The sequence below is a fragment of the Cellulomonas sp. FA1 genome (genome assembly GCF_000986825.1).
Lineage (GTDB): Bacteria > Actinomycetota > Actinomycetes > Actinomycetales > Cellulomonadaceae > Cellulomonas > Cellulomonas iranensis.
The window spans coordinates 2,069,813-2,093,039 of record NZ_LBMY01000001.1 but is presented as its reverse complement, the minus strand read 5'-3'; the positions used below and the strand labels follow the sequence as shown (position 1 = coordinate 2,093,039).

General features: G+C 73.6%; 23 protein-coding genes. 15 read left to right on the top strand and 8 right to left on the bottom strand.

Annotated features, from left to right (window positions below; all coding sequences use genetic code 11):
• Positions 1-41: 41 nt before the first annotated feature.
• Positions 42-1,178, bottom strand: a complete 1,137-nt coding sequence (locus GY42_RS09445; RefSeq protein WP_046529146.1) for a S1 family peptidase — start codon at positions 1,176-1,178, stop codon at positions 42-44.
• 80 nt (positions 1,179-1,258) lie between these two features.
• Positions 1,259-2,212 carry a LysR family transcriptional regulator gene (locus GY42_RS09440; protein WP_052748287.1) on the bottom strand — a complete coding sequence of 318 codons (954 nt, stop codon included), beginning with the start codon at positions 2,210-2,212 and terminating at the stop codon, positions 1,259-1,261.
• Between the two features lie 108 nt (positions 2,213-2,320).
• Here GY42_RS09440 and GY42_RS09435 point away from each other — a divergent pair, with 108 nt between their 5' ends.
• Positions 2,321-3,226 carry an LLM class flavin-dependent oxidoreductase gene (locus GY42_RS09435; RefSeq protein ID WP_046529145.1) on the top strand — a complete coding sequence of 302 codons (906 nt, stop codon included), beginning with the start codon at positions 2,321-2,323 and terminating at the stop codon, positions 3,224-3,226.
• Between the two features lie 18 nt (positions 3,227-3,244).
• On the opposite strand, the gene galE is transcribed toward GY42_RS09435, so the two are convergent.
• Complete coding sequence (gene galE, locus GY42_RS09430) at positions 3,245-4,231, bottom strand: UDP-glucose 4-epimerase GalE (protein WP_046529144.1); 987 nt, start codon at positions 4,229-4,231, stop codon at positions 3,245-3,247.
• A 159-nt stretch (positions 4,232-4,390) separates the two neighbouring features.
• Between galE and GY42_RS09425 the strand changes: the two genes are divergently transcribed.
• The 7 genes from GY42_RS09425 (at position 4,391) to GY42_RS09395 (ending at position 11,009) form a co-directional block, all read left to right on the top strand.
• On the top strand, positions 4,391-5,536 hold the full coding sequence (locus GY42_RS09425) for a polyprenyl synthetase family protein (RefSeq protein ID WP_052748286.1): 1,146 nt from the start codon (positions 4,391-4,393) through the stop codon (positions 5,534-5,536).
• 80 nt (positions 5,537-5,616) lie between these two features.
• Positions 5,617-6,549, top strand: coding sequence for a phytoene/squalene synthase family protein (locus GY42_RS09420; protein WP_046529143.1), 933 nt, complete (start codon positions 5,617-5,619; stop codon positions 6,547-6,549).
• Positions 6,546-8,231 carry a phytoene desaturase family protein gene (crtI, locus tag GY42_RS09415; protein ID WP_082131445.1) on the top strand — a complete coding sequence of 562 codons (1,686 nt, stop codon included), beginning with the start codon at positions 6,546-6,548 and terminating at the stop codon, positions 8,229-8,231. The genes GY42_RS09420 and crtI overlap by 4 nt, the downstream gene beginning before the upstream one ends.
• A complete protein-coding gene (locus GY42_RS09410; RefSeq protein ID WP_052748285.1) occupies positions 8,228-8,623 on the top strand; it encodes a lycopene cyclase domain-containing protein in 396 nt (131 codons plus the stop codon). Before crtI ends, GY42_RS09410 begins: the two co-directional genes overlap by 4 nt.
• A complete protein-coding gene (locus tag GY42_RS09405; RefSeq protein WP_152667260.1) occupies positions 8,620-9,003 on the top strand; it encodes a lycopene cyclase domain-containing protein in 384 nt (127 codons plus the stop codon). The genes GY42_RS09410 and GY42_RS09405 overlap by 4 nt, the downstream gene beginning before the upstream one ends.
• Complete coding sequence (locus tag GY42_RS09400) at positions 9,003-9,875, top strand: prenyltransferase (protein ID WP_046529142.1); 873 nt, start codon at positions 9,003-9,005, stop codon at positions 9,873-9,875. The genes GY42_RS09405 and GY42_RS09400 overlap by 1 nt, the downstream gene beginning before the upstream one ends.
• Positions 9,876-9,899: 24 nt before the next feature.
• Complete coding sequence (locus GY42_RS09395) at positions 9,900-11,009, top strand: VanZ family protein (RefSeq protein WP_046529141.1); 1,110 nt, start codon at positions 9,900-9,902, stop codon at positions 11,007-11,009.
• A gap of 65 nt (positions 11,010-11,074) precedes the next feature.
• On the opposite strand, the gene GY42_RS09390 is transcribed toward GY42_RS09395, so the two are convergent.
• Positions 11,075-12,184 carry a sensor histidine kinase gene (locus GY42_RS09390; RefSeq protein ID WP_046529140.1) on the bottom strand — a complete coding sequence of 370 codons (1,110 nt, stop codon included), beginning with the start codon at positions 12,182-12,184 and terminating at the stop codon, positions 11,075-11,077.
• A complete protein-coding gene (locus tag GY42_RS09385) occupies positions 12,181-12,849 on the bottom strand; it encodes a response regulator transcription factor (protein ID WP_046529139.1) in 669 nt (222 codons plus the stop codon). The genes GY42_RS09390 and GY42_RS09385 overlap by 4 nt, the downstream gene beginning before the upstream one ends.
• A gap of 148 nt (positions 12,850-12,997) precedes the next feature.
• Between GY42_RS09385 and GY42_RS09380 the strand changes: the two genes are divergently transcribed.
• On the top strand, positions 12,998-13,633 hold the full coding sequence (locus GY42_RS09380) for a M15 family metallopeptidase (protein WP_046529138.1): 636 nt from the start codon (positions 12,998-13,000) through the stop codon (positions 13,631-13,633).
• 44 nt (positions 13,634-13,677) lie between these two features.
• Here the strand turns inward: GY42_RS09380 and GY42_RS09375 are convergent, their stop codons facing one another.
• The 3 genes from GY42_RS09375 to GY42_RS09365 form a co-directional block, all read right to left on the bottom strand.
• Complete coding sequence (locus GY42_RS09375) at positions 13,678-14,367, bottom strand: YceI family protein (protein ID WP_046529137.1); 690 nt, start codon at positions 14,365-14,367, stop codon at positions 13,678-13,680.
• 362 nt (positions 14,368-14,729) lie between these two features.
• Positions 14,730-15,275 (bottom strand): MOSC domain-containing protein, encoded by a 546-nt coding sequence (locus GY42_RS09370; protein WP_046529136.1) that lies wholly within the window; start codon positions 15,273-15,275, stop codon positions 14,730-14,732.
• A gap of 78 nt (positions 15,276-15,353) precedes the next feature.
• Complete coding sequence (locus GY42_RS09365) at positions 15,354-16,445, bottom strand: NADH:flavin oxidoreductase/NADH oxidase (RefSeq protein ID WP_046529135.1); 1,092 nt, start codon at positions 16,443-16,445, stop codon at positions 15,354-15,356.
• Positions 16,446-16,651: 206 nt separating this feature from the next.
• On the opposite strand from GY42_RS09365, the gene GY42_RS09360 reads away from it, so the two are divergent.
• The 6 genes from GY42_RS09360 (at position 16,652) to GY42_RS18985 (ending at position 22,945) form a co-directional block, all read left to right on the top strand.
• Positions 16,652-17,458 (top strand): hypothetical protein, encoded by an 807-nt coding sequence (locus tag GY42_RS09360; RefSeq protein ID WP_046529134.1) that lies wholly within the window; start codon positions 16,652-16,654, stop codon positions 17,456-17,458.
• Positions 17,459-18,183: 725 nt separating this feature from the next.
• Complete coding sequence (locus GY42_RS09355; protein WP_152667259.1) at positions 18,184-19,254, top strand: hypothetical protein; 1,071 nt, start codon at positions 18,184-18,186, stop codon at positions 19,252-19,254.
• 171 nt (positions 19,255-19,425) lie between these two features.
• Complete coding sequence (locus GY42_RS09350) at positions 19,426-20,400, top strand: phospholipase D-like domain-containing protein (protein WP_046529132.1); 975 nt, start codon at positions 19,426-19,428, stop codon at positions 20,398-20,400.
• A 131-nt stretch (positions 20,401-20,531) separates the two neighbouring features.
• Positions 20,532-21,443, top strand: coding sequence for a hypothetical protein (locus tag GY42_RS09345; protein WP_052748284.1), 912 nt, complete (start codon positions 20,532-20,534; stop codon positions 21,441-21,443).
• A gap of 9 nt (positions 21,444-21,452) precedes the next feature.
• Entirely contained in the window at positions 21,453-22,364 is a 912-nt protein-coding gene (locus GY42_RS09340) for a hypothetical protein (RefSeq protein WP_152667258.1), read from the top strand.
• A gap of 272 nt (positions 22,365-22,636) precedes the next feature.
• Positions 22,637-22,945: a hypothetical protein gene (locus GY42_RS18985; RefSeq protein ID WP_152667257.1), complete on the top strand. Its 309-nt coding sequence runs from the start codon at positions 22,637-22,639 to the stop codon at positions 22,943-22,945.
• Positions 22,946-23,227: the final 282 nt, after the last annotated feature.

The following is a 23,227-nucleotide window of genomic DNA, read 5'->3' as shown; positions in this document are numbered from 1 at the left end:
GGCGGTCGCCCTCCACGACCGCCCCCGCCCGCACGCGTCCGTCAGCTGGTGAGCAGCCGCAGGCCGTACGCCTGGAGGATCTCGTTGACCGGCTGGAAATACGTCGTCCCGCCGGTGCTGCAGCTGCCCGACCCGCCCGACGTGACGCCCTGGGCCTGCGTGCCCGCGACGAGCGAGCCGCCCGAGTCGCCGCGCTCGGCGCAGACGTTGGTGCGGATGAGGCCCGAGACGGTGCCCTCGGCGTAGCGGACCGACGCGTTGTAGGCCTGCACGGTGCCGCAGCGCCAGCCCGTCGTGCTGCCCGACCGGCAGACGTACGCGCCGACCGCGGCCTGCTGCGACCCGGTGACCCGCACGGTGCCGCCCGCGTAGTTGTTGACCAGGCCGCGGGGGGTGTCGCCCGACCCGACCTGGACCCACGCGTAGTCGTTGCCCGGGAACGACGAGCCGCGGAACGTGCCGCTGGGCGACGTGGTCGTCGCGCCCGTGCGTCCGCAGTGCCCCGCGGTGACGAACCCGCCCTGCACGGCGAACCCGACCGAGCAGCGCGACGTCTGGTTGATGTAGTACGCGTTGCCGCCGATGACGTCGGCGAACGTCGACGGCGCGTCGGGCGAGGTGGTGAGGGTGACGGCGTCGGCGGGGACGCCCGCCGCGGCGACGAGCCCGGCCGCCGCGTCGGTGGACGCGCCCACGGCCTCGACGACGACCTTGTTGGTGGTGACGTCGACGTACCAGGTCGCGACGTCGGCGGGCAGTCCGGCGGCGTCGAGGCGTGCGCCGAGCCCCTCGAGGTCGGCGAGCGTGCGGTCCACGGCGACGGTGGTGACGCCGGACGCCATGGGGCCGCGCACCTTGTCGGGCGTGGTCGTGGCGACGTGCACGGTGCCGGCGGCGGGGTCGACCCACGAGCCGGCGTACGACGTGCCGAGCGCCTGCGTGAGCGTGCGGACCTTGGTGGCGGCGTCGGCCTGGAACGACAGGCGCTGCGACGCCTCGGCCCGCGGGACGCCGAGGTCCCGCTCGAGCGCGTCGACCATGCCCGCGGGCAGGTCGGCGGAGGGGGCCGCGGCCGGTTGCGGCGCGGCCGTCGCGGGGGCGACCAGCGGGGCGAGGAGGAGTGCCAGCGCGGCGGCGCCGACCGCCGCGGCGCGGCGGGTGCGTGCGGGTGTGCTCATGGGGCTGCCTCTCGAGTCGGTGGTGACCGTGACAGTCACACTAAGCAGTGACTCCCGTCGAGGCAGACATCACTCTTGGGTCATACCGCCGGGCGTGCGTCGCGCCCGGCAGCCGTCTCGGAGCCGTCGCGACGACGCGCGGCGAGGCCCGCCAGCTCGTCGCGACGGGCGTCCCGTGCCGCCGCCAGCAGACGCGTGCGCAGACCCTCGGGGGCGTCGTCGTGCACGCCCAGCCACGTCGACCACGTCAACGGCGCGCCCCGCAGCGCGACCGGGCGGACCCCCGGCGGCAGGGCGCCGAAGGGCTGCGCGAGGGCCACCGCGGCCCCGGCGCGCACGAGCTCGAGACCCGTCGCACGGTCGCACTCGCTCGGCGTCGGCGGCGCGAAGCCCGCCCGTGCGCACGCCCGCAGGAAGCACGCCGCGAAGCAGCTGTCACCGGCGCCCTTGACCCAGCGCTCGCCCGCGAGCTCGGCGAGGTCCGCCTCGTCGCCGCACGCGTGGTCGTCGCGCACGAGCACGTGCACCGCGTCCGTCCCGACCAGCCGCCAGTGCACGCCGGGCGTCCCCGGCGGCAGCGCGTCCCCGCACATCCCGGCCAGCACCACGTCGTGCGCGCCGGCGGAGAGCTCGTCGGCGGCGCGGCAGCACTCTCCTGCCGCGCGCAGCGTCGGCGGCGTCGCACCCCCGCGCGCGAGCCGCGCGACGAACCGGCCCGCGAGCGCCGAGCCCGCGGACGTCACGCGCAGCGTCGGCGCCGGGTCGCCCGACGCGACGCGCCGTGCGTCCTGCAGGAGCGCGTCGACCGCCGGCAGCAGCGTGCTCGCGCGGTCGAGCACGAGCATGCCGAGGGGGGTCGGGCGCACGCCGCGGTGGTCCCGCACGAAGACGGGTCCGCCGAGCGCGCGGTCGATGCGGGAGAGCTGAGCGCTCAGTGCCGGCTGCGCGATCCCGAGCGCCGCGGCGGCCTTCGTGATGCTGCCGAGGGAGGCGACCGTGGCGACGGTGCGCAGGTGCCGGACCTCGAGGTCCATGCGCCCGAGCCTACGGGCGCGTGACGACGTCTGTCACGGGCGGCTGTCATGCCGGGGCCGGTGACCGTGACGCCACGGCGCGTGCTGCGGCCCGGCTAGCGTGGCCGCATGGTGCGAGTCGGGGTGGTCCTGCTGCCGCAGGAGCGGTGGTCCGTGCAGCGCGAGCGCTGGCAGCGCGTCGAGCAGATGGGCTTCGACCACGCGTGGACGTACGACCACCTCGCGTGGCGCGACCTCGCCGACGAGCCGTGGTTCGCGACGGTCCCGCTGCTCGCCGCGGCCGCGGCCGTCACCGAGCGGATCGGGCTCGGCACGTGGGTCGCGTCGCCGAACTTCCGCCACCCCGTGCCCTTCGCCAAGGACGTCATGGGGCTCGACGACGTGTCGGGCGGGAGGTTCGTGCTGGGCGTCGGCGCGGGCGGCGAGGGCTGGGACGCCGGCGTGCTCGGCCCTGCGCCGACCCGCGGCGAGCGCACGCGCCGCTTCGCCGAGTTCCTCGAGGTCCTCGACGCGCTCCTCACGCAGCCCGTGACCGAGCACGTCGGCGCGTTCTACGAGGCGCACGCGGCGCGCATGGTGCCGGGCACGATCGCGCGGCCGCGCACACCGTTCGTCGTCGCCGCCAACGGCCCGCGGACCATGGGGCTCGCGGCCCGGTACGGGCAGGGCTGGGCGACGTACGGGCCGGGCACGGGCGTCGGGGACGGTGTCGACGAGGCGGCCGCGCAGGAGTCCTGGTGGGGCGGCCTCGCGCGCATGGTCGACGCGTTCGACGAGGTCGCGGACGGGCGCCCCGTGGGTCGCTGGCTGAGCCTCGACGGCGCGCCGCGGTTCTCGTTGACGTCGGCCGCGCTCGCGGTCGAGGGCGTCGAGCGTGCGGCGGCCCTCGGGTTCGGCGACGTCGTGCTGCACTGGCCGCGGCCGTCGGGCGTCTACGCGGGCGACGAGCGCGAGCTCGAGCGGCTCGCGGCCGAGCTGCCGCGCCTGCAGGCGCTCGAGCCCGCGCCGCGCTGACCGGGGTGTCGGGGCCGCTCAGCCCCGGGCGCGGCGGTGCGCGTCCCAGGCGCTCGCGACCATCTGCTCGGGCGTGTGGCGCATGACCCAGTCGAGGTCGCGCGCCGCCGCCTCGCCCGACGCGACGATGCGCGCGGGGTCGCCGGGCCGGCGCGGCCCGACCTCGGGCGTGAAGTCGACGCCGGTGACCCGCGCGACGGTCGTCATGATCTGGGCGACCGACAGGCCGTCGCCCGAGCCGAGGTTGTAGACGCGCTCGAGCGGCCGGTCGGCGGCGAGCGCACGGGCGGCCGCGACGTGCGAGACGGCGAGGTCGGCGACGTGCACGTAGTCGCGCACGCACGTGCCGTCGGGCGTCGGGTAGTCGTCGCCGTTGACGCGGGGCGTGCGGCCGGCGGTGATCGCGTCGAGCACGAGCGGGAAGAGGTTGTGCGGGGACGAGTCGTAGAGGTCGGGGGAGCCCGAGCCGACGACGTTGAAGTACCGCAGCGAGGTGTGGCGCAGCCCGGTGGCGACGCCCTGGTCGCGCAGCAGCCACTCGCCGATCAGCTTGGACTCGCCGTAGGGGGACTCGGGGGCGGTGGCGGTCGTCTCGGTGACGACGTCGACGTCGGGCGTGCCGTAGACCGCCGCCGACGACGAGAACACGATCTGCCCGACGCCCGCGTCGGCCATCGCGGCCAGCAGGTGCGCGGTGCCGGTGACGTTCTGCTCGTACGTGTGCAGCGGTCGCTGCACGGAGACGCCCGCGTACTTGAAGCCTGCGAGGTGCACGACGCCCGTGACGGCGTGCTCGACGAGCGCCGCGCGCACGGCCGCGGTGTCGACGACGGACGCGCGCACGAGCGGCACGCCCGCGGGCACGAACTCGGCGTGCCCGCTCGAGAGGTCGTCGAGCACGACGGGGGCCAGTGTGGCGTCCCCCGTGCCGCTCGCCGCGTCCTGGAACGCGCGCACCACGTGCGCCCCGATGTACCCGGCCCCACCTGTCACCAGCCATGTCATGCGGCGAGCATAGCGACGTGATCGAACACAAGGCAACAGATTCGAACAACTTCCGACATCGGCGTCGAGGGGCGGGATCCACCCGCGCTTCCGGTGGCGGCGCGGAAGATGCTCAGTACGCTGAGGATTCCGCAGGCGGGACGGCAGGGAGGGGAGCACGTGAGCCAGGGCGACGTCCACCGGTGCAGCGCCGGTCACCCGATCCTCCCCGACGACGACGCCGCTGCCCAGGGGGGAGCGCACGGTGCGCTCCTCGCCCACGGCGTCGAGCACGTGACCGTCGCGGCCGAGCACCTGCTGCGCGACGTCCTCGCGTCCCAGCGCACGCGCGCCGCCGCCGAGGACCCCGCGTGCGGCGAGCTCTGGGGCGACCTCGACGCCGTGCTCGGCGGCAAGCTCATGCGCCCCCGGCTCGCGGCCGCCGCCTACCTCGGACTCGGCGGCACCGACCTCGGCGCCGCCGCGCACCTCGCGGCCGCGCACGAGCTGCTGCACACCGCGATGCTCGTGCACGACGACCTGCTCGACCACGACGAGGTGCGCCGCGGCCGCGCGAACGTCGCCGGGCGCACGCGCGCACGCGTCGCGGCGCAGGGCCACGGCCCCGCCGCGGCCGGTCAGCAGGCCGTGGCCGGTGCGCTGCTCGCCGGGGACGCCGCGCTCGCGCACGCGTTCGGCCTGCTCGCGGGTGCCGCACCCGCCGCGCCCGGCGCCCTGCCCGAGCTGCTGCGCCTGCTGGCCGACGGCGTCGGCACGACCGTCGGCGGCGAGCTCCTCGACGTGCGCGGCGCGCTCGCGGCACCCGCCGACGTCGACGCGCTGCTCGTCGCCGAGCTCAAGACCGCGGTGTACTCGTTCCGCGTGCCGCTCGAGTCCGGCGCCGTGCTGGCCGGCGCCGCGCCCGGTGCGCGGGCCGTGCTCGCCGACGTCGGCACCGCGCTCGGCGTCGCCTACCAGCTCGTCGACGACGAGCTCGGCGCGGTCGGCGACCCGGAGGTCACCGGCAAGTCCGTGCTCTCCGACCTGCGCGAGGGCAAGCGCACCGAGCTCCTGCGGATCGCGTACCGGCGCGCCGACACCGCCCAGACCGCGGTGCTCGACGCGCACGTCGGACGCCCGGACCTCGACGACGACGGCGCCGACGCGGTGCGCGACGTGCTGCACGCGACCGGTGCCGTCGAGGCCGTCCGCACGTCGGCCGCCCGCCACGCCGACATCGCGCGTACGCTCGCCACGACCCTGCCGGAACCGCTGGCCACGTACCTGCACGGCGTGGTCGACGACCTGGCCGGGCGCGAGCGCTGAGCCCGGCCGCCGAGCCGACCGGCCCGCCGCAGCAGGACCGCACCACCCGCACGACCCGCCCCGAGACGAGGACGCACGACATGCGCACGGCCCCCACCGGCCAGGTCCTGTACGACACGACCGCGACACGGGCGAGCGCCGTGGTGCTGCGCGCCTACTCCACATCCTTCGGGCTGGGCACGCGGCTGCTCGGCGGCCGCGCGCGGCGCGACATCGAGGCGGTCTACGCGCTCGTGCGCCTCGCGGACGAGGTCGTCGACACCTACCGCGGCCCCGACGCCGGCGCCGAGCTCGACGAGCTCGAGGAGCAGGTCGCCCGCGCGCTGCGCACCGGCTACTCGACGAACGTCGTCGTGCACGCGTTCGCGCGCACCGCGCGCCGCACCGGCATCGGCCACGCCGAGATCGACCCGTTCTTCGCGTCGATGCGCGCCGACCTCACGGTCCGCACGCACGACCGCGAGAGCTACGAGCGGTACGTCTACGGGTCCGCCGAGGTGGTCGGCGTCATGTGCCTGCGCGTGTTCCTCGACGCGGAGCGCCGCCCCGGCGACCCGCGCGTCGACCCCGCGCCCGAGGCGGTGGCCGGTGCGCGCGCGCTCGGCGCCGCGTTCCAGAAGATCAACTTCCTGCGGGACCTCGCCGCCGACTCCGGCGACCTGGGCCGCGCCTACCTGCCGGGCGTCGACCCGGCGCACCTGACGGAGGACGACGTGCGGGCCGTGCTCGACGAGATCGCGGGGGACCTCGCGCGTGCGCGCGCCGCGCTGCCGCTGCTGCCGACCCGCGCCCGGTGCGCCGTGGCCGCGACCACCGGCCTGTACGACCGGCTGCTGGCCGACCTCGCCGCCACGCCGGTCGAGGTGCTGCGCGAGCGGCGCGTGCGCGTGCCCGGCCCGGTCAAGGCGCTCGTCGTCGCGCGGGCCGTCGGGGGAGTGCTGGCCGACGAGGCGGGCGACCGCGTGCGGCAGGCGGGCCCCGTGCGGCGCGTGCGACGGGCGGTGGCCCGGTGAGCGCGCACGCGCCCGTGCACGTCGTCGTGGTCGGCGGGGGCGTCGGCGGACTCGCGACCGCCGCGCTGCTGGCCCGGGGCGGCGCGCAGGTCACGCTGCTGGAGCGCCACGACCGGCTCGGCGGCCGCGCCGGCACGTGGGAGCAGGACGGGTTCCGGTTCGACACCGGGCCGTCCTGGTGGTTCATGCCCGAGGTGTTCGAGCACACGTTCGCGCTGCTCGGCCGCGACCTCGCGGACCACGTCGAGCTGCAGCGGCTCGACCCCGCGTACCGGCTGTTCCCCGAGCCCGGGCAGGGCGTCGACCCGTTCGAGGTGGTCGCGGACCCCGAGGCGAACGCCGCGACGTTCGACGCGCTCGAGCCGGGTGCGGGCGCCGCGATCCGACGCTACGTCGACGACGCGGGAGAGGCCTACCGCACCGCGCTCGACCACTTCCTGTACACGACCTTCGAGCGTCCCGACCGCGCGCTGTCCACCGTCGTGCTGCGCCGCACGGGCACGCTCGCGCGCCTGCTGACCGAGCCGCTCGCCGCCCGGATCGCGCGCACGGTCGAGCACCCCGTGCTGCGGCAGGTGCTCGGCTACCACGCCGTCTTCCTCGGGTCCTCGCCCTACCGGGTCCCCGCGCTGTACTCCCTCATGAGCCACCTCGACCTCGGCGAGGGCGTCTACTACCCGCGCGGCGGCATGTACACGCTCGTCGAGGCGCTCGAGAAGGTCGCGGTCGAGGAGGGCGTCGTCGTGCGCACGGGTGCCGACGTCGTCGGCATCGAGGTCGAGGACGCGCCCCGCACGCCGCGCGAGCCGCGCCGCCGGGGCACCGCGCGCGCCGTGCTGCTGGCCGACGGCACCCGGCTGGCGGCCGACGTCGTCGTGTCCGCGGCCGACCGGCACCACACCGAGACCGCGCTGCTCGACCCCGCCCACGCCGACCTGCCCGCCGACGTGTGGGACCGCCGCGGCCCCGGGATCTCGGCGCTGCTCGTCATGGCGGGCGTGCGCGGCGAGCTGCCCGAGCTCGCGCACCACTCGCTGTTCTTCACGCGCGACTGGCCGGGCAACTTCGACGCGATCCTCGGGCCGGGGCGCTCGACGCCGCCGTCGGGGCTGCACGTGCCCGACGTCGCGTCGCTGTACGTGTCGCGCACGACCGCGTCCGACCCGACCGCCGCCCCCGCGGGCCACGAGAACCTCTTCGTGCTCGTGCCGTTCCCCGCCGACCCGGCGATCGGCACGCGTCCCGGCGAGCTCGACGCGCACGCCGACCGGTACCTCGACCAGCTCGCGTCGTGGGCGGGGATCCGTGACCTGCGCGAGCGCACCGTGCTGCGCCGGGTCGTCGGGCCCGCGGACTTCGCGCGCGACATGTCCGCGTGGCGCGGCACCGCGCTCGGCATGGAGCACACGCTGCGCCAGTCGGCGATGTTCCGGCCCGGCGTCGCGTCGCACCGCGTGCCGAACGTGCTGCACGTCGGCGGCGGCACCGTGCCCGGCGTCGGGCTGCCGATGGTGCTCATCGGCGCCGAGCTCGTCGCCAAGCGACTGCTGGGCGAGACGTCCGGCCGCCCGCTGCCCGCACCGCTGCGCCCCGGCTACCTGGGTGCGGGCCTGCCGCGCGGCCTCTGGTCGCGCGTCGCCGCGGGCCGTGACGACGTCCGCCGGGGCGGGGTGCGCGCGTGATCGGGTTCGCCTACCTCGGCGCGCTCGCGGTCTCGCTGGGCGGGCTCGCGCTGCTCGACCGGCGGTTCCGGCTCGCGTTCTGGTACGACGCCCGGCGCTCGGCGTGGACCGTCGGGCTGGGCGTGGTCGGGTTCCTGCTGTGGGACCTCGCGGGGCTCGCGCTCGGCATCTTCGCGCGCGGGGACTCGCCGCACATGACCGGCGTGCTGCTCGCGCCCGAGCTCCCGCTCGAGGAGGCGTTCTTCCTCACGCTGCTGTGCTACGTGGGCCTGCTGCTGTGGCGGTGGTTCGACGTGTCGGCCGCGCAGCGGGCGGCCGGGCGGCGCGCGCTCGCGGAGGCCGACGACGCGGGCCGCTCCAGGCGTCCCGACGACGTGGGAGGCGCCGCGTGACCAACATCGTCATGAACGTGCTGGTGCTCGTGGCGCTCACGGCCGTGTCGTGGCCCGTGCTGCGGCGGATGCGCGGGTGGCCGCTGCTGTGGGCGAGCGTGCACGTGTGCCTGCTGACGATGGTGTTCGACACGATCATGATCGACGTCGGCCTGTACGAGTACGCGACCGACAAGATCCTCGGCGTGTACGTGTGGGGCGCGCCGCTCGAGGACTTCGCGTACGCGATCGCGGCCGCGGTGTTCGTGCCCGTGCTGTGGGTGCTGCTCGGGCGCTCGCCGCGCACGTCGTCGCGCGCCCGTGGCGCCACGACGGCGCCGGCCACGACGACGCCCGCCGTTCCACCGCCCGCGGGGCGTGACGACGAGGTCGCCGGCTGATGCGCGAGGTGCTCGCGGCCTCGCGGCCGTTCTCCTGGGTGAACACCGCCTACCCGTTCGCCGCCGGGTGGCTCATGGTCACCGACGGACTGGTCGACGTCCGGCTCGTCGTCGGGACGCTGTTCTTCCTGATCCCGTACAACCTGTTGATGTACGGGATCAACGACGTGTTCGACTACGCGTCGGACCTGGCCAACCCCCGCAAGGGTGGCATCGAGGGCGGTCTGGTCGCACCCGAGCGGGCGCGTGCCGTGCACCGCCGGATCCTGTGGGCCTGCCTGCTGACGACCGTGCCGTTCGTGGTGTGGCTGCTCGCGCTCGGGTCGCCGCTCGCGGGCGTCGTGCTGCTCGTCGTGCTGCTCGACGTCGTCGCGTACTCGGCGCCGCGGCTGCGGTTCAAGGAGCGGCCCGTCCTGGACTCGCTGTCGTCGTCCGTGCACTTCGTGGGGCCGCTGCTGTACGCGCTGGTGCTCGCCGGCGCCGACCTGACGGCGCGCACCACGTGGCCCGTGCTCGTCGCGTTCCTGCTGTGGGGCATGGCCTCGCACGCGTTCGGCGCCGTGCAGGACGTGCAGGCCGACCGCGCGGGCGGCATCGGGTCGGTCGCGACCGTGCTCGGTGCGCGCCCCACGGTGCTCGCCGCGACCGGCGCGTACGTCCTCGCGGCGCTGCTGCTGCTCGCGCTGCCGTGGCCCGGCGTGCTCGCCGCGCTGCTGCCGCTGCCGTACGCCGTGAGCACGTGGCGGTTCCGGCGGGTGACCGACGAGACGTGCGAGCGGGCCAACGCGGGCTGGCGTACCTTCCTGTGGCTCAACCTGCTCACGGGGTTCCTCGTGACGATGCTGCTCATCGCGGTCGCGCTCGGCGCGTAGCCGCCGGACGGGACGGAGGACCGCGTGCGCGAGGCGTGGACGTGGCCGGCGTACGTGGGGGTCATCGGCGGGACGCTGCTGTTCGCGGCGATCTTCCTGCCCGTCGTCGCGTGGCAGTACCGCCGCTACGGGCGGCTGTCCGGGCGGCGCGTGCTGCTGGTCGCCGCGGTCACGACGTACGCCGTCGGGCTCGCCGCGTACACGCTGCTGCCGCTGCCCACGGGCGACCTCGCGCAGTGGTGCGCGCAGCACGCGGCGGGACACAACCTGCGACCCCTCGGGTTCCTCGCCGACATCCGCACCGACACCGCCGGCCTCGGCGTGCGCGCGACGCTGCTGTCGGCCGCGGTGCTGCAGGTCGTGCTCAACGTCGTGCTGTTCGTGCCGTGGGGAGTGGCCGTGCGCGCGCTGCTGCGCCGCGGCGTGCTCGTCGCGACCCTCAGCGGGCTCGCGGCGTCGGTGCTGATCGAGACCACGCAGTACACGGGGATCTTCGGGATCATCCCGTGCTCGTACCGCGTCGCGGACGTCGACGACGTGCTCATGAACACCCTCGGCGCGCTGCTCGGCGCGCTCGTCGCGCCGCTCGTGCTGCGTGTCGTGCCCAGCGCGCAGGCGCTCGAGGCCGCGCGCCGCGAGCCCCGGCCCGTCACGGTGTGGCGGCGCTGGACGGGCATGCTGCTCGACTGGGCGCTCGCCACGACGCTGGCCACGGTGCTGCTGACGCTGTGGCGCGTCGGCGAGGCCGTCGTCGGGCAGGAGCCCGGGACGCACCCCGGGGTCGAGGCCGTGCTCGGGCTCGCCGTGCCGTGGGTCGTGGTGTTCGTGGTGCCGCCGTTCGTGGGCGACGGCGCGTCGTGGGGGCAGCGCGTCGTGTGGCTGGGACCACGGTGGTCGGGGCGCGTCGGCGGCGTCGCGCAGCGGGTCGCGCGCGCCGGCGTCGTCGGCGGGGCGTGGTGGGTGCTCGACGGGCTCGCCGACGTGCCCGGCGTCCCCGGGCCCGTCGGCTCGCTCGCCGGGCTGCTCGCGACGCTGCTCGTGGTCGCCGCCGTGCTCGCGGTGCCGTTCACGCGCGGGCGGCGCGGGCTGTCGGGGACGCTGACGGGTGCCGACGTCGTGGACGTGCGCGGCTGACGCGACGGGCCGGGCGGGGTCGGTGAGACACGTCGCGGCGTCCCTCCGTGCCGCCCCTCCGCGACTCAGGGCCGCGCGGCGGGGAGCGCGACCCGGACGTCGAGCCCGCCGGCCGCGCGCGGCGTGATGTCGAGAGTGCCGTCGTGCGTCGTGACGATGCGGTCCACGAGCGCCAGCCCGAGCCCGTGGCCGCCCGCGCCGCGCGCCAGACGCCCCGCGCCGCGCAGGAACGGCTCGACGAGGCGCGCCGCGGCCTCGGGGGTGAACACCGCGCCGGTCGTCCCGACGGCGAGCACGGCGGTGCGGTCGGTCGGGTCGGTCGTCGTCGTCAGGTGCGCGCGCCCGTCGGTCCCGCTGTGCCGCAGCGCGTTCTGGACGAGGTTGGTCACGAGCTGCGCCAGCAGGCTCGGGTCGCCCACCACCCGCGCCGGCGCGAGCGCCGTCGTCACCGCGACGCCGCGCCGCGCGGCCTCGTCGGCGTTCTCCGCGAGCGACGCGCGGACCAGCGCGGCGAGGTCCACGACGTCGGCACCCGCGCCCACGGCCTGCGCGTCCGCGAGCCGCAGCAGCGCCTCGGTGAGCGTGATCGCGCGCGCGTTCGTCACGCGCAGCCGCTCGACCAGCACCGGGTAGTCCTGGCCCTCGGGGTCGCGTGCGGCGACCTCCAACATCGTCGCCGTCACGGCCAGCGGCGTGCGCAGCTCGTGCGACGCGTTCGCCGCGAAGCGCTCCTGCACCTCGTAGGCCGCGTGCAGCTCGTCGAGCATGTGGTCGACCGCGTCGGCGACCTGCCGGAACTCGTCGTTGCGGCCGCCCAGCGCGACCCGGTGGCCGCGGTCGCCGGCGGCGACGCGGACGGCCTCGGTGATGCGCTGCAGCGGTCGCAGCACCCACCCCGCGAGCAGCCAGCCGCCCACCATCCCGACGATCGCGAGCGCTGCCAGCGCGAAGCCCGACACGCCGACGACGGCCTGCAGGATCTCGCCGCGGGTCGCGACCACCGTGCCGCCCGAGTCGCGCGGGTTCGCGGCCGTGAGCGGGTAGTCCGGCACGTAGCGCAGCACGACGTACACGCCGAGCAGCAGGATCGCGCCCGCCGCGACGAGGAACAGCGCGTAGCTCAGCGCGAGCCGCAGCCGCGCGCTGACGCGCACGGGCGGGGGCGCGCCGGTCACGCGTCCGCCCCGCCCAGGCGGTACCCGGCGCCGGGCACGGTCGTGATGAGGTCGGGCTCGCCCAGGGCCTTGCGCAGCGTCGAGACGGTCACGCGCGGCGCCGTCGTCAGGGGGTCGGCGTGCTCGTCCCACGCCTTCTCCAGCAACGTCTCGGCGCTGACCACGCCCCCGTCGGCCTGCATGAGCAGGTGCAGGACCGCGAACTGCTTGCGCGTGAGCCGCACGTACCGGCCCGCGCGGTACACCTCGCGGCGGAACGGGTCGAGCCGCAGGTCCGCGTGCTCGAGCACGGGCGGCGCCGCGGCCACGGGCCGACGCGACAGCGCGTGCAGCCGCACCACGAGCTCGGCGAGCTCGAACGGCTTGGTCAGGTAGTCGTCGGCGCCCAGCCGGAAGCCGCCGACCTTGTCCTGCAGGCGGGTGGCCGCCGTGAGCATGAGCACGCGCGTGCCGGGGTGGTCGCGCGCCACGACGCGGCACACGTCGTCGCCGTGCGTGCCGGGCAGGTCGCGGTCCAGGACCACGACGTCGTAGTCGTTCACCGCGATCCGCTCGAGCGCGTCGTCGCCGTCGAGCGCGACGTCCGCCGCGATCGCCTCGAGCCGCAGCCCCGCCTGCAGCGCCTCGGCGAGGAACGGCTCGTCCTCGACGACCAGCACCCGCATCGCGTCCCCCTCGTGGTCGTCGTCCGGACCTCGAGCGTAGGCCGGGCCGTGTTGCGGAAACGTGAGCTGCGCGCGTCACGCCCGCGCAACGTCCTCGCTGGTGGAGTCGGTGCGCACCCCCGGACCAGGGCGGTGCGGAGAGGAACGCATGCACAACCCCACTCGTCGGCGTCGCGCGCTCGTGCTCGTCGGGACCGTGGTCGTCGTGGTCGTGGCGGTCACGTGGGCCCTCACGGGCGCGGGCCTGCTGGGCTCGGCCGCGTCGGGAGCCCCTGGAGGCGGCGTGCCGTCCGCCGCGGGGGACGCACCGCAGCCCGACCTCGACCTCGACCCCGACCGGGAGCCCGGCGTCGAGGACGGCGTCATCGACCGCGGCGACGGCGTGACGATCTTCGACACGCACCTGCCCGCGATCGCGAACCTCGACCCCGCGCTGCGCGCCGCGGTCGAGCAGGCGACGACCGACGCCGGGGCGCGCGGCGTCGAGATGGTCGTGACGTCGGGCTGGCGCAGCGCGCACTACCAGCAGCACCTGCTGGACGAGGCGGTGCGGACCCGCGGCAGCCTCGAGGAGGCCCGCAAGTGGGTCAGCACGCCCGAGCTGTCGCGCCACGTCACGGGCGACGCCGTGGACATCGGTTACACCGACGCCGACAGCTGGCTCGCCCAGCACGGCACGCGCTACGGCCTGTGCACGACGTACGCCAACGAGATGTGGCACTTCGAGCTCGTCACCGAGCCCGGGGGCGAGTGCCCGCCGGCGAAGGCGGACGGGTCGAGCTGAGCGGGGGGCTCGTGGGCGGCGCGGCGTCCCGGCTCGCGCCGGCGTCAGGTGGTCTGGCGGATCGCCTCGCCCGCGATCTCGATGCGGACCGTGCGGCCCACGAGCCAGCCGCCCGTCTCGAGCGCGACGTTCCACACGAGGCCGAAGTCCTCGCGGTCGATCTCCGTGGTCGCGTGGAACCCGAAGATGTCGCGCCCGTACGGGTCGCGCCGCGCCCCGCCGAAGTCCATGCGCAGCGTCACGGGGCGCATCACGTCGCGGATCCGCAGGTCGCCCGTGACGTCGAACCGCGAGCGGTGCCGGTCGGCCCGCTCGATCGTGTCGGCCGAGACGCGCTGCCGGTCGGCGTTGCGGTTGCGCAGCCGCGCCCACTGCAGGATCGCGTCCTGCTGGCCCTGCCACGTGACGCCCGTGCTGCGGAACTCGATCGTGGGGAAGCGCGTGACGTCGAGGAAGTCCTCGCCCTTGAGGTGCGCGTCGCGGTCGTCGTGGTGCGTGGTCAGGCTCTCGGTCGCGATGATCGCGCGCACCGACGACGTGAGCGGGTCGTCGCCGACCACGACGGTGGCCGCCGCGCGCGCGAACTCGCCGCGCACCGGGCTGACCATCATGTGCTGCGCGACGAACCCGACGCGCTTGTGCGCCTCGTCGAGCTCGTACGCGCCCGGGGCGGGGATCTCCAGGCCCTGCCACGCGCGCACGGGTCGCTGCGTGGCCTGCGTCGTGTCGCTCATGCGTCCTCGTCCCCACGTCGTCCGGCCCGGCCCCGGGGGCCGCGCGGGCGCGCGACGCGAGGGGCGGGCGTCGTCGGCTGCTGCGCTCGCCGGCGGGCGTGCCGCCGGCCTCTCCACCGGGGGAGACGTGCGCTCGGTACGCACGGCGATGAGAGAAGATTCAACCATTCGGCGGGGGCGTACCAGGACATCCGGAACGTTTCACCCGCACGGGAGGGTGGGAACGGCGGTGTGTCGCACGGAGTGTCGGCGCGGACGGGTGGGTGGCGGAGGCGTCACCGGTCGAGGCGTGAGACGGCGCGCGCGGATGCGCGCACGGTCCGCGGGGTGGGCGACCGTGGACGGGTGACGCGGGCAGGCCGTCAGACGTGCAGGAGGTCCCGCACGGTCGGCGCGTCGGCGGGGCCGGGCTCGACGACCACCGCGTCGCCCGCGCGCACCTGCCCCCGCTGCACCACCCGCAGGTACGCGCCCACGCGGCGCTCCTGCGCGAACCGCTTGACCCAGCCGCGCTCGTCGTCGCCGCCGACCCAGCGCGCGAACGTCGAGCACGGCGTCCGCGGTCCCGTCACCTCGAGCACGACGCGGTCGCCGACGTGCCACCGCTCGCCGACGCGCGCCGCGTTCGGGTCGAGCCCCGCGACGCGCAGGTTCTCGCCGAACCAGCCCGCAGGCAGGTCGCGGCCCAGCGCGGCCGCCCAGTGGTCGGCGTCGTCCTGCCCGTACGCGTACACGGCCTGCGCCTCGCCGCCGTGGTGCTTGCGGTCCGCCTGCACGTCCGCGTACAGCCCCAGCGGACCCACCTTCACCGGGCCGTCGACCGGGCGCTTGTCGATCGCGGTGACGCCCACCGGGCCGGAGTCAGGACGGAGGGCGTGCACGACGCACACGGCGAGGATCGAGGCCACGGAGCCAGGGTAGGCGGCGACAGCGGGTGGCCCGCAGCCGGGGCCCGTCACGGGTCGGGCGAGGACTCAGGCGCGTGCTCAGGCAAGGAAGGAGCGGGCGCGCTCGTACTGCGGGGCGAGCGCGAGGTCGGCGCCCAGGGCGGCGGCGGCGCGGTGCGGCCACGCCGGGTCCGCGAGCAGCGGGCGACCCAGCGCGACCGCGTCGGCGGACCCGTCGGCCACGACCCGCTCGGCGTCCTGCGGGTCCGTGATGAGCCCCACCGCGACCGTCGGCACGCCCGCCTCGGCGCGCACGCGCGCCGCGAGCGGCACCTGGTACGCCGGGCCCGTGGGGATGCGCACGTGCGGCAGGTTGCCGCCCGACGACACGTGCACCATGTCGACGCCCAGCGGTGCGAGGTCCCGTGCGAGGCGCACCGTGTCGTCGCCCGTCCAGCCGGCCGGCTCGACCCAGTCCGTCGCGGACACCCGTACGAGCACGGGCATCATGTCCGGCACCGCGGCGCGCACCGCCGTGACGACCTCGCGCACCAGGCGCGTGCGGTTCTCGAACGAGCCGCCGTACGCGTCGTCGCGCACGTTCGAGTCCGGCGAGCAGAACTGGTGCAGCAGGTACCCGTGAGCGGCGTGCACCTCGACCACGTCGTACCCCGCGGCGACCGCCCGGCGTGCGGCGTCCGCGAAGGCCGCCACGACGTCCCCGATCTCCTCGACCGTCAGCGCGTGCGGCGCCGGGTGCGTGTCGCTGAACGCCACCGCGCTCGGCCCGACGACGGGCCAGCCGCCCGCACCGTCCGCGAGCGGGCTGCCGCCGCGCCACGGCGCGTCGGTGCTGGCCTTGCGGCCCGCGTGCGCGAGCTGCACGCCCGCGACCACGCCCTGCGCGTGCACCAGGTCGGTCACCGTGCGGTGCGCCGCGACCTGCGCGTCGTCCCACAGGCCCAGGTCGAACGGGCTGATGCGGCCGTCCGCCGTCACGGCCGTCGCCTCGACGATCACGTGCGCGACCCCGCCCACCGCGCGCGAGCCGTAGTGCTGCACGTGCCACGCGTTCGGCGCACCCGCGTCCGGCCCGTCGGCGGCCGCCGAGTACTGGCACATCGGCGCCATCCACACGCGGTGCGCGAACGTCGTGCCACGGATCGACAGCGGGGAGAACAGCGCGGACATGCGGGTGCCTTCCGGGGGAGGGGCGGGGTCGGGGCCGTCGGGCCCGAGGGTCGGGGCGGTCCGGGAGCGAGCGTACGTCCGGTGATGAAGGTGCGCCGGACGGGACCGAGCGACGTGCGGCTGCGCGGGCGCCACCCGCTCGGCGCGCGGGGGACCGGGCGCGCCCGCGTGCGCCCGACGTCGCGCGCGGTTGGCAGGATGGGGGTGTGACGAGCACGCCCGCCCGGTCCGCCGGGCACCCCCGCCAGCAGCCCACCGGCCTCGACGCCGAGGACGCCGCGCTCGCGCGAGCCCTCGCACCGCGCCCCGAGCGCCGCGCCGCACTGGCTCTCGCGGCGGTCGCGCTGCTCACGCTCGGCTGGTGGATGCTGCGGCTCGGCGCGCACGAGGCGAGCCTCGTGCGGTGGGACTGCGGCGGCGGGTCGTGCGCGACGAACGACTTCGCCGGGGCGGCGCCGTCGCTCGGCGGCCTGGCGGTCGTGCTCGGGGCCCTGCTCGGTGCCGGCGTGGTGCGGTGGGTCGCGTCCGCGGTCGCCGCGGTCGTCGCGACGTCGGCGCTGCTGGTCGGGTGGCGAGGCGCCGTCGATGAGGGGCTGGTCACCGCCGGGGCCGTGCGCGTGCCGATGGTCGTCACCGGGGTGCTGCTCGCGCTCGCGGTCGCCGCGACCGTCGTCGCTCTGGTGAGGCACGTGCGTCGCGTGGGCACCCTCGCGCGGCTCGCGGGACGTCGCGCCGCGTGGGCGCGGGTCACCGACTACGACACCGACGAGCTGGGCCGCGTGCTCGGCACCCTGCACTTCGACGACGCCCACGGCGTGCGGCACACGGTGCGGACCGTCGTGCCCCGGCAGGCGTTCGCCGTGCCCGCGCAGGCGCTCTACGACCCGGCGCGGCCGGACGACGCGGCTCGGGTGCGGGTCGGGCTGCCCGTGCAGCCGCTCATGGCAGCGGCCCGGCAGACGCGGGAACGGGCCCTGCGGGTGCGCGTGCCGTTGCCGGGGGACGACCTGTAGGTCGTGGTCGGTGGTCACGCCGTGGGTGGGCCCCGTGGGGATCGAACCCACAACCGCGGATTAGTGGTGGGCTCCTCATCTGGGATCACCCGAGGCCATCGATTCAGGTCTGACCTGCATAGACGCCACATTCGGGCGCATCCTGCCTCAGAGACCCCCATGGGCGGTGAGAGTGATCTAAGAGTGACCCAGTGCCGGGAAGGTGGTTGCCAGCACAGCGTGTTGTAGCCAGTGGCGGGTCGAAACGACCGGCCAGCCGGGACGCCACCGCTTGACGTGCTCGGCACCAGCTGCGAGCGCTCCCTCGTGACCATCGGGCGCCGAACGGACGGGGGGCTGAGCGGCGTCTCGTCACCACGACGATGGATGAGCTTCAGCTTGTGGTGACCGAGCTGGTGGTGCTGACTGAGAGCGACTTTCGTCGCTGGTTCTCGCTCGCGAACAAGCCGGTCTCCTCGCCGTCGGAGCACGACGACATCGGCTGACCCAGGAGTAGTTCCGGGCAGCGCTGCCGCTCGGTGCACGTCTCGGGGTGTCAATCGGCGCCTGATGGCCGGTTCTCAAGCCCGGTGCGGCAGCGCGTTGGGCCATCGCACGTTCCTCGCCGACACGGCGCCGATCCGACGATCCGCGACGCACATGGTGGATAGGCTCTGTTTCGCCGCCCGCGAGCTCGGGCAGTAGTTCCACCAAAATATTGCCGATGGGTGAGAGCAGGGGAGGTTATGCCGCAGGTCGAGTATGGCCACCTTCACAAGTTCGTCGTCTCTATCGGGCTCGTGCTCATCGGGTCGGCGGGGGCGGTAAATTGGGCAGTGCTGCGTGAAGCGTCAGTCCTAACCATACCTCGAAAAGATCTTCGAGAACTCACACCGATCGCTCGCGAAACGATAATGCAGCAGCAGGGTCAGCTCGCCACAGTTACCGACTGGTATCAGTTCTTTTGTGCCATGCTCGTCCTGTGTGGGGTGGCATGCGTGGGCTACGGCCTCTGGAAGTGGCGGCCGCAGCAACGTCAGGCTGACGACCTAACTGCCGCAGAAGCTCGGAAGCGCGTTGAGGATCTCGAGCGAGCGAGCGATGAGGCCCGGGTGGAAAAGCTGGCTGCAGAGGCGGATGAGATCGCGTCGCCCACGACAGGCTTGCTGCGAACCCAGGATGCTGAGTCGACGAGCTCGCCCGATCCCGCGACGTCGGCGGAACGATCGTCTGAGGCTTTCAAATCGAGGAATGATCCGGCAGACCCCGTAACGACGGATGGTCTGGCGCCGGGCGACCTCGAGCGCGAGGCTCGACGGAGGCGAGAGGTTCTTCTAGCGGAGTATCAGGATGTCGAGGCGCGGCTGTCGGGCGTGCTCTCACGCGCGCTGCAGCCATTCTATCTCGTCAGAAGTGATGTATTGGTCGCCACCGAAGGGCGGGGGCGTTCCGAGGTCGCTGACTTCGTGGCGGTTTCTACGAAGGAGCAGTACCCGGACCTGGTGTTTGAGTACAAGTATGCGCCGAATGTAAAGAATTTGCGAAATCGTGCTCGTGACGCTACTGATCGCGCCGCGCGGTTGGCGGAGCGCCTTGAGCGATCGCAGCCAGGTCGGGAAGTGACTCCAATTGCAATCGTCGTCTGCCCTGACGCGGTGAGTCATGAGGCTCTCGCGGATGTTGAGTCACTGTCTCGGGGTCGCAGTTCCGTGACCACGATCGTGATGACGCAGAGCCAAGTGAGTGAGTTCGAGTCTGATCCAGAGATTTTCTGGATCCGACTGCGTCGCCGGATCGAGTCCGGTCGGGTGCGCTAAAATGCTCAAGCCTCGCGAAGCTTCAAGTGCGCCGCCATGCCGAACGGCGCGCCGGCCTGGCGCCACACAGGCGAGGTTGAACCATAGGAACTTGCGTAAAGAGGCATTCACGAGGGCTACGAACTCGTTTGGGCGTCGAGCGGCAGGTCCCTGGCTCGGGACGGTCGGTCCGTGACTGACACGGTGTTGACGGCTGGCTACGACGCACTGCTGGAGCTCGTGACGAGCGCGACTGGCGAGGTGCGGCTCGCTTCGCCGTTTGTAAGCCTGCCGGTAGCGACGGCGCTGGCGATCCGCGCAAAGGGCAGCGCTGCTCGCTGGTCCCTGCTGACGAACCTGGACCCGGCGGCGGTCGCGAATGGCTACCTCAGCCCGGAGGGTCTGCGCAGACTCATGGACGCGGGCGTTGCCGTGCGCTCGCACAGGTCGCTGCACGCGAAGGTCTACCTCGCTGGCGGCCGTGGCATCGCGGGTTCGGGGAACCTGACGCACGCCGGCCTCGGCGCAGGCACCAATCCGAACCTCGAGATGTCCGTGGTGCTCTACGCCGACCAGGCGAAAGCAGCACAGGTCGCGTTCGACGGCTGGTGGGCCCAGTCCGCCGAGGTCAATGGGGCAGCGCTGCGCGATGTGGAAGACCGCGCGCGCGAGGTCCCCGGTGTCATCGTCCCGTCGTCACCGCCCGTGGGAGTTGAGACCGAGGTCGCACAGGTCGCGGCTGAGCTGCTCGCCGAGGCCCGCCACGTGAACCTGTGGGCCAAGGCGGTCTACGGCGACGAGGAAGCGGACTGGGAGGGCGACGACCTCTGGATCGCCAGTAGCAAGCGCGGGCAGCCGACGTTCGCACCCGGTGACTTGGTCTTGATCTATGCCAAGGACCTGCACGTGTGCGACGCGATCGTCGAGATCACAGCCGAAGCTATCTGGGCACCGGACATCATTGCCGAGGACCGACCTCAGGAGGACGCCGACCGGTGGCCCTGGCTCAACTGGGTGAGCGGACGCCTCTGGGTCGCCAGCGCCAACGGCATCACGCCGGCCGACCTTGGGTTCACACCACAGGGACTGCAGGGCGGACACCGGCGACTGGACCTCGCGGAGTTCGCGGCAGCCGTCCGACACTTCGCCGGCGAGAGCATCCAGTAGGTCGCGTCGCGGACACGAGTTCCGGCAGATAAGACGGCGCGCCCCGGACCAGCACTCCGACGAGCCGAGCGGCTGTCCCACTTTCGGTCATTCCCGGAACGGTAATGGTCACTGCCTGGCACGATGGCTTCGTGGCCGACACCCTCTACAGCGACCGAGTGAACGGTCCGCAGACAGCGATCAACGACGCACTGCCCGTCGCGACTTCGCGCGGGCTGCTGGGACTGCTCGACACCAGGATCACCGCGAACTGGTTTGCGAGGGTCTTCCCGGAGCGTTGTCCGGACGGCCAGGGGATCTGCGATACAGATCTCGGCGCGCTGTCGGCGAACCTGCAGGCGCTCGTCCCAGGGGCGCCATGGCCGCTCCTGCACCCGGATGCCTACGCGACCGACGAGGTCGTGTTCGACCTCGTCGAGTACGCCGCCGCTCGGGTCGCGGAACCCGTGGACCGCCAGTACCACAGCTTCTTCGGGCACTACGAGCTCGGCTTCAAGGAGGACGAGGGCCGCGCAGTGTTCCGGTCGGAGGTCAACACCATCCTCCAGCGAGGACGGACGACCTACGAGCTCCGCGACAACGGCGAGATCCATCGGCGTGGCACGCCGGAGGTTCAGACCGTGCTCGCTGGCTTGAACCCGACGTCCGGTGATGAGCGTCTCGACGAGCTGATCGTCGAGGCCCGATCGCTCTACACGTCGCATCGACCGGGTGAGCGTGCCGTAGCGCTCGAACGGCTCTGGGATGCCTTCGAGCGGCTGAAGACGATCGACCTGCCCGGCGGCGACAAGCGGCAGTCCGTGAAGGCGCTTCTGGGTAATCTCGATGGCGGCTGGCGCGACACCGTTCAGGCAGAGATGAAGTCGCTGACCGACATCGGGAACCAATACTCGATCCGGCACCACGAGACCCGTACCACGCCTGTGCCGGAGGACGGCGCCGCCGACTACCTGTTCGCGCGGATGGGGGCGCTCATCACGCTGCTGCTCACGGCGAGCCGTCGGATTGTGCCACCAGAGCTGAAGTACCCCTGGGACGAGTAGGAGCTCGTGGTGGATGCGGATGCGCTCGAACTATGGGCTGAGAACTGGCAGCGCACAGCTGCGCTCGTAGAGGCTTCGGCTGCGGTGCTGACCTTGATCGTGGCAGCGATCGCCGCCGTGTACGCCGCCCGGCAGGTGCGGCTTGCTCGCCTCGATCGGGAGGACCGCAACCGACCGTTCGTGACCGTGATGCTGCGCCCGAGCCACGGGATCGTCGCGAACATCGTGATCCGCAACGAGGGCGCCACAATGGCCCGGAACGTGAAGTTTACTCTCGACCCGCTGTGGGAGTCGACCGACCCGAAGAGGACCGAGATCCGCGAAGCGAAGCTTTGGCGCGACGGGATCCCGAACCTCGCACCGGGTCAGGAGATCGCGATCTTCGCGGACACGTTCCCGGACAGGTTCGACTCGGACCTCCCGCACTCCTACACGGTGACAGTGAGTTGCGACGGGAAGCCGCGGCGGTTCGGGCGACCGCCCCGTCGGCTGACCGAGCAGTACGTGATGGACTTCGACATCTTCTACGGATTCTCGACAGCCACGATCTACGGACTCCATGACATCGCCGATGCGGTGCGCGACATCCGCTCCACGGTCAAGTCATGGAGTGAGACCCCGGCGGGACGCCTCAGCGTCGTCGCCCGCGACGGCGATGCGCGGGACGCAGCCGAACGCGCCGAGTACGAAGCGTGGCGGGCGGCCCGCGCGAAGCCAAAGAGCGAGCCTGAAGCGCCGCAGCCGGACGTGCTCGCGACGGCTGATCTGTCGTCGACCATGAAATCGCAGACACTGATCCGAAGGCCGCGGGCGGTTCGCCGCGCAAGTTCCGCGCGGCGCCCGGATGAGTCAGCAACTCCCGCGCTGCCCGTCACTGATATCGACGCCCAGGAAGCGGACAGCGGTTCGGAGGCCCCATGAAAATCGGCAAGGAACGTCTCGGAACGGGGGACACGGGGCCCATCGTTGACGAGTGGGGTGTCCCGACGATGTTCTTCGGACCGCACTCTGAGGCGTTCTGGGGTGGGATGGGTCGTGTCGCGACTTTGTCGGCGCTCCTCGAAGACCGACTCATTGCACTCTTGGCGTCTCTCCGCAGACAGGCTTTCGACGCTGCTCCACCCCCGGGGTTGGGCTCCCTCCTGAGCCAACTAGGGGCCGAGTACCGTGCCCGAGCCGAGATCACCGCGTGGGTGGATTTCGGCGAGTACCTCGCCCGGGTGCGACGGTGCGTGACCTATCGGAATGACCTCGTGCACAGCCTCTGGCCGGTTCAACCGGGCGGACGGATCCTCTTCGGGCACCGGCTGCGATCGGTTCCTCGCGATCATCGGACCGCGGACGGTCCGGTAGCTGAGTGGCGTCTGGTCACCACGACGATGGATGAGCTCCAGTCTGTGGTGACCGAGCTAGTAGCGCTCGCCGACGGGGACTTTCGCCGCTGGTACTCGCTCGCGAACGCGCCGGCTTCCTCGCCATCGACGCAAGGCGACGTCGGCTGACCTCCTGCGTCAGCGCCGCGTCAGTGCTGCCACTCGGGCGCGTCTTGGGCGCTAATCGGTGCCTCGCGGCCGGTATTGAAGTCGGGTACGGCAGGTGCACTGCCAGGAGCGTCACAACGCAGGTCTAGCGAGCCGTGAGTGCGGGGGTTTGGTCACTCGCGGTGTGCCGGTGCGGCGACCTGGTGATAGCGGCTCTCGCTCGTCGGCCTCTCGCTAGAGTCCGCTGAGGATGATCTACGTACGGTGGTCGTGATCGAGGGGGTCGGGCGGTGGGCAAGTCGG

Coding starts and splice junctions, on each gene's coding strand:
- GY42_RS09440 (WP_052748287.1), bottom strand. CDS start 2,212: ATGGACCTCGAGGTCCGGCACCTGCGCACCGTCGCCACGGTCGCCTCC.
- GY42_RS09365 (WP_046529135.1), bottom strand. CDS start 16,445: ATGTCCGCGCTGTTCTCCCCGCTGTCGATCCGTGGCACGACGTTCGCG.
- GY42_RS09355 (WP_152667259.1), top strand. CDS start 18,184: ATGCCGCAGGTCGAGTATGGCCACCTTCACAAGTTCGTCGTCTCTATC.
- GY42_RS09445 (WP_046529146.1), bottom strand. CDS start 1,178: ATGAGCACACCCGCACGCACCCGCCGCGCCGCGGCGGTCGGCGCCGCC.
- GY42_RS09420 (WP_046529143.1), top strand. CDS start 5,617: ATGCGCACGGCCCCCACCGGCCAGGTCCTGTACGACACGACCGCGACA.
- GY42_RS09380 (WP_046529138.1), top strand. CDS start 12,998: ATGCACAACCCCACTCGTCGGCGTCGCGCGCTCGTGCTCGTCGGGACC.
- GY42_RS09435 (WP_046529145.1), top strand. CDS start 2,321: ATGGTGCGAGTCGGGGTGGTCCTGCTGCCGCAGGAGCGGTGGTCCGTG.
- GY42_RS09400 (WP_046529142.1), top strand. CDS start 9,003: ATGCGCGAGGTGCTCGCGGCCTCGCGGCCGTTCTCCTGGGTGAACACC.
- GY42_RS09385 (WP_046529139.1), bottom strand. CDS start 12,849: ATGCGGGTGCTGGTCGTCGAGGACGAGCCGTTCCTCGCCGAGGCGCTG.
- galE (WP_046529144.1), bottom strand. CDS start 4,231: ATGACATGGCTGGTGACAGGTGGGGCCGGGTACATCGGGGCGCACGTG.
- GY42_RS09375 (WP_046529137.1), bottom strand. CDS start 14,367: ATGAGCGACACGACGCAGGCCACGCAGCGACCCGTGCGCGCGTGGCAG.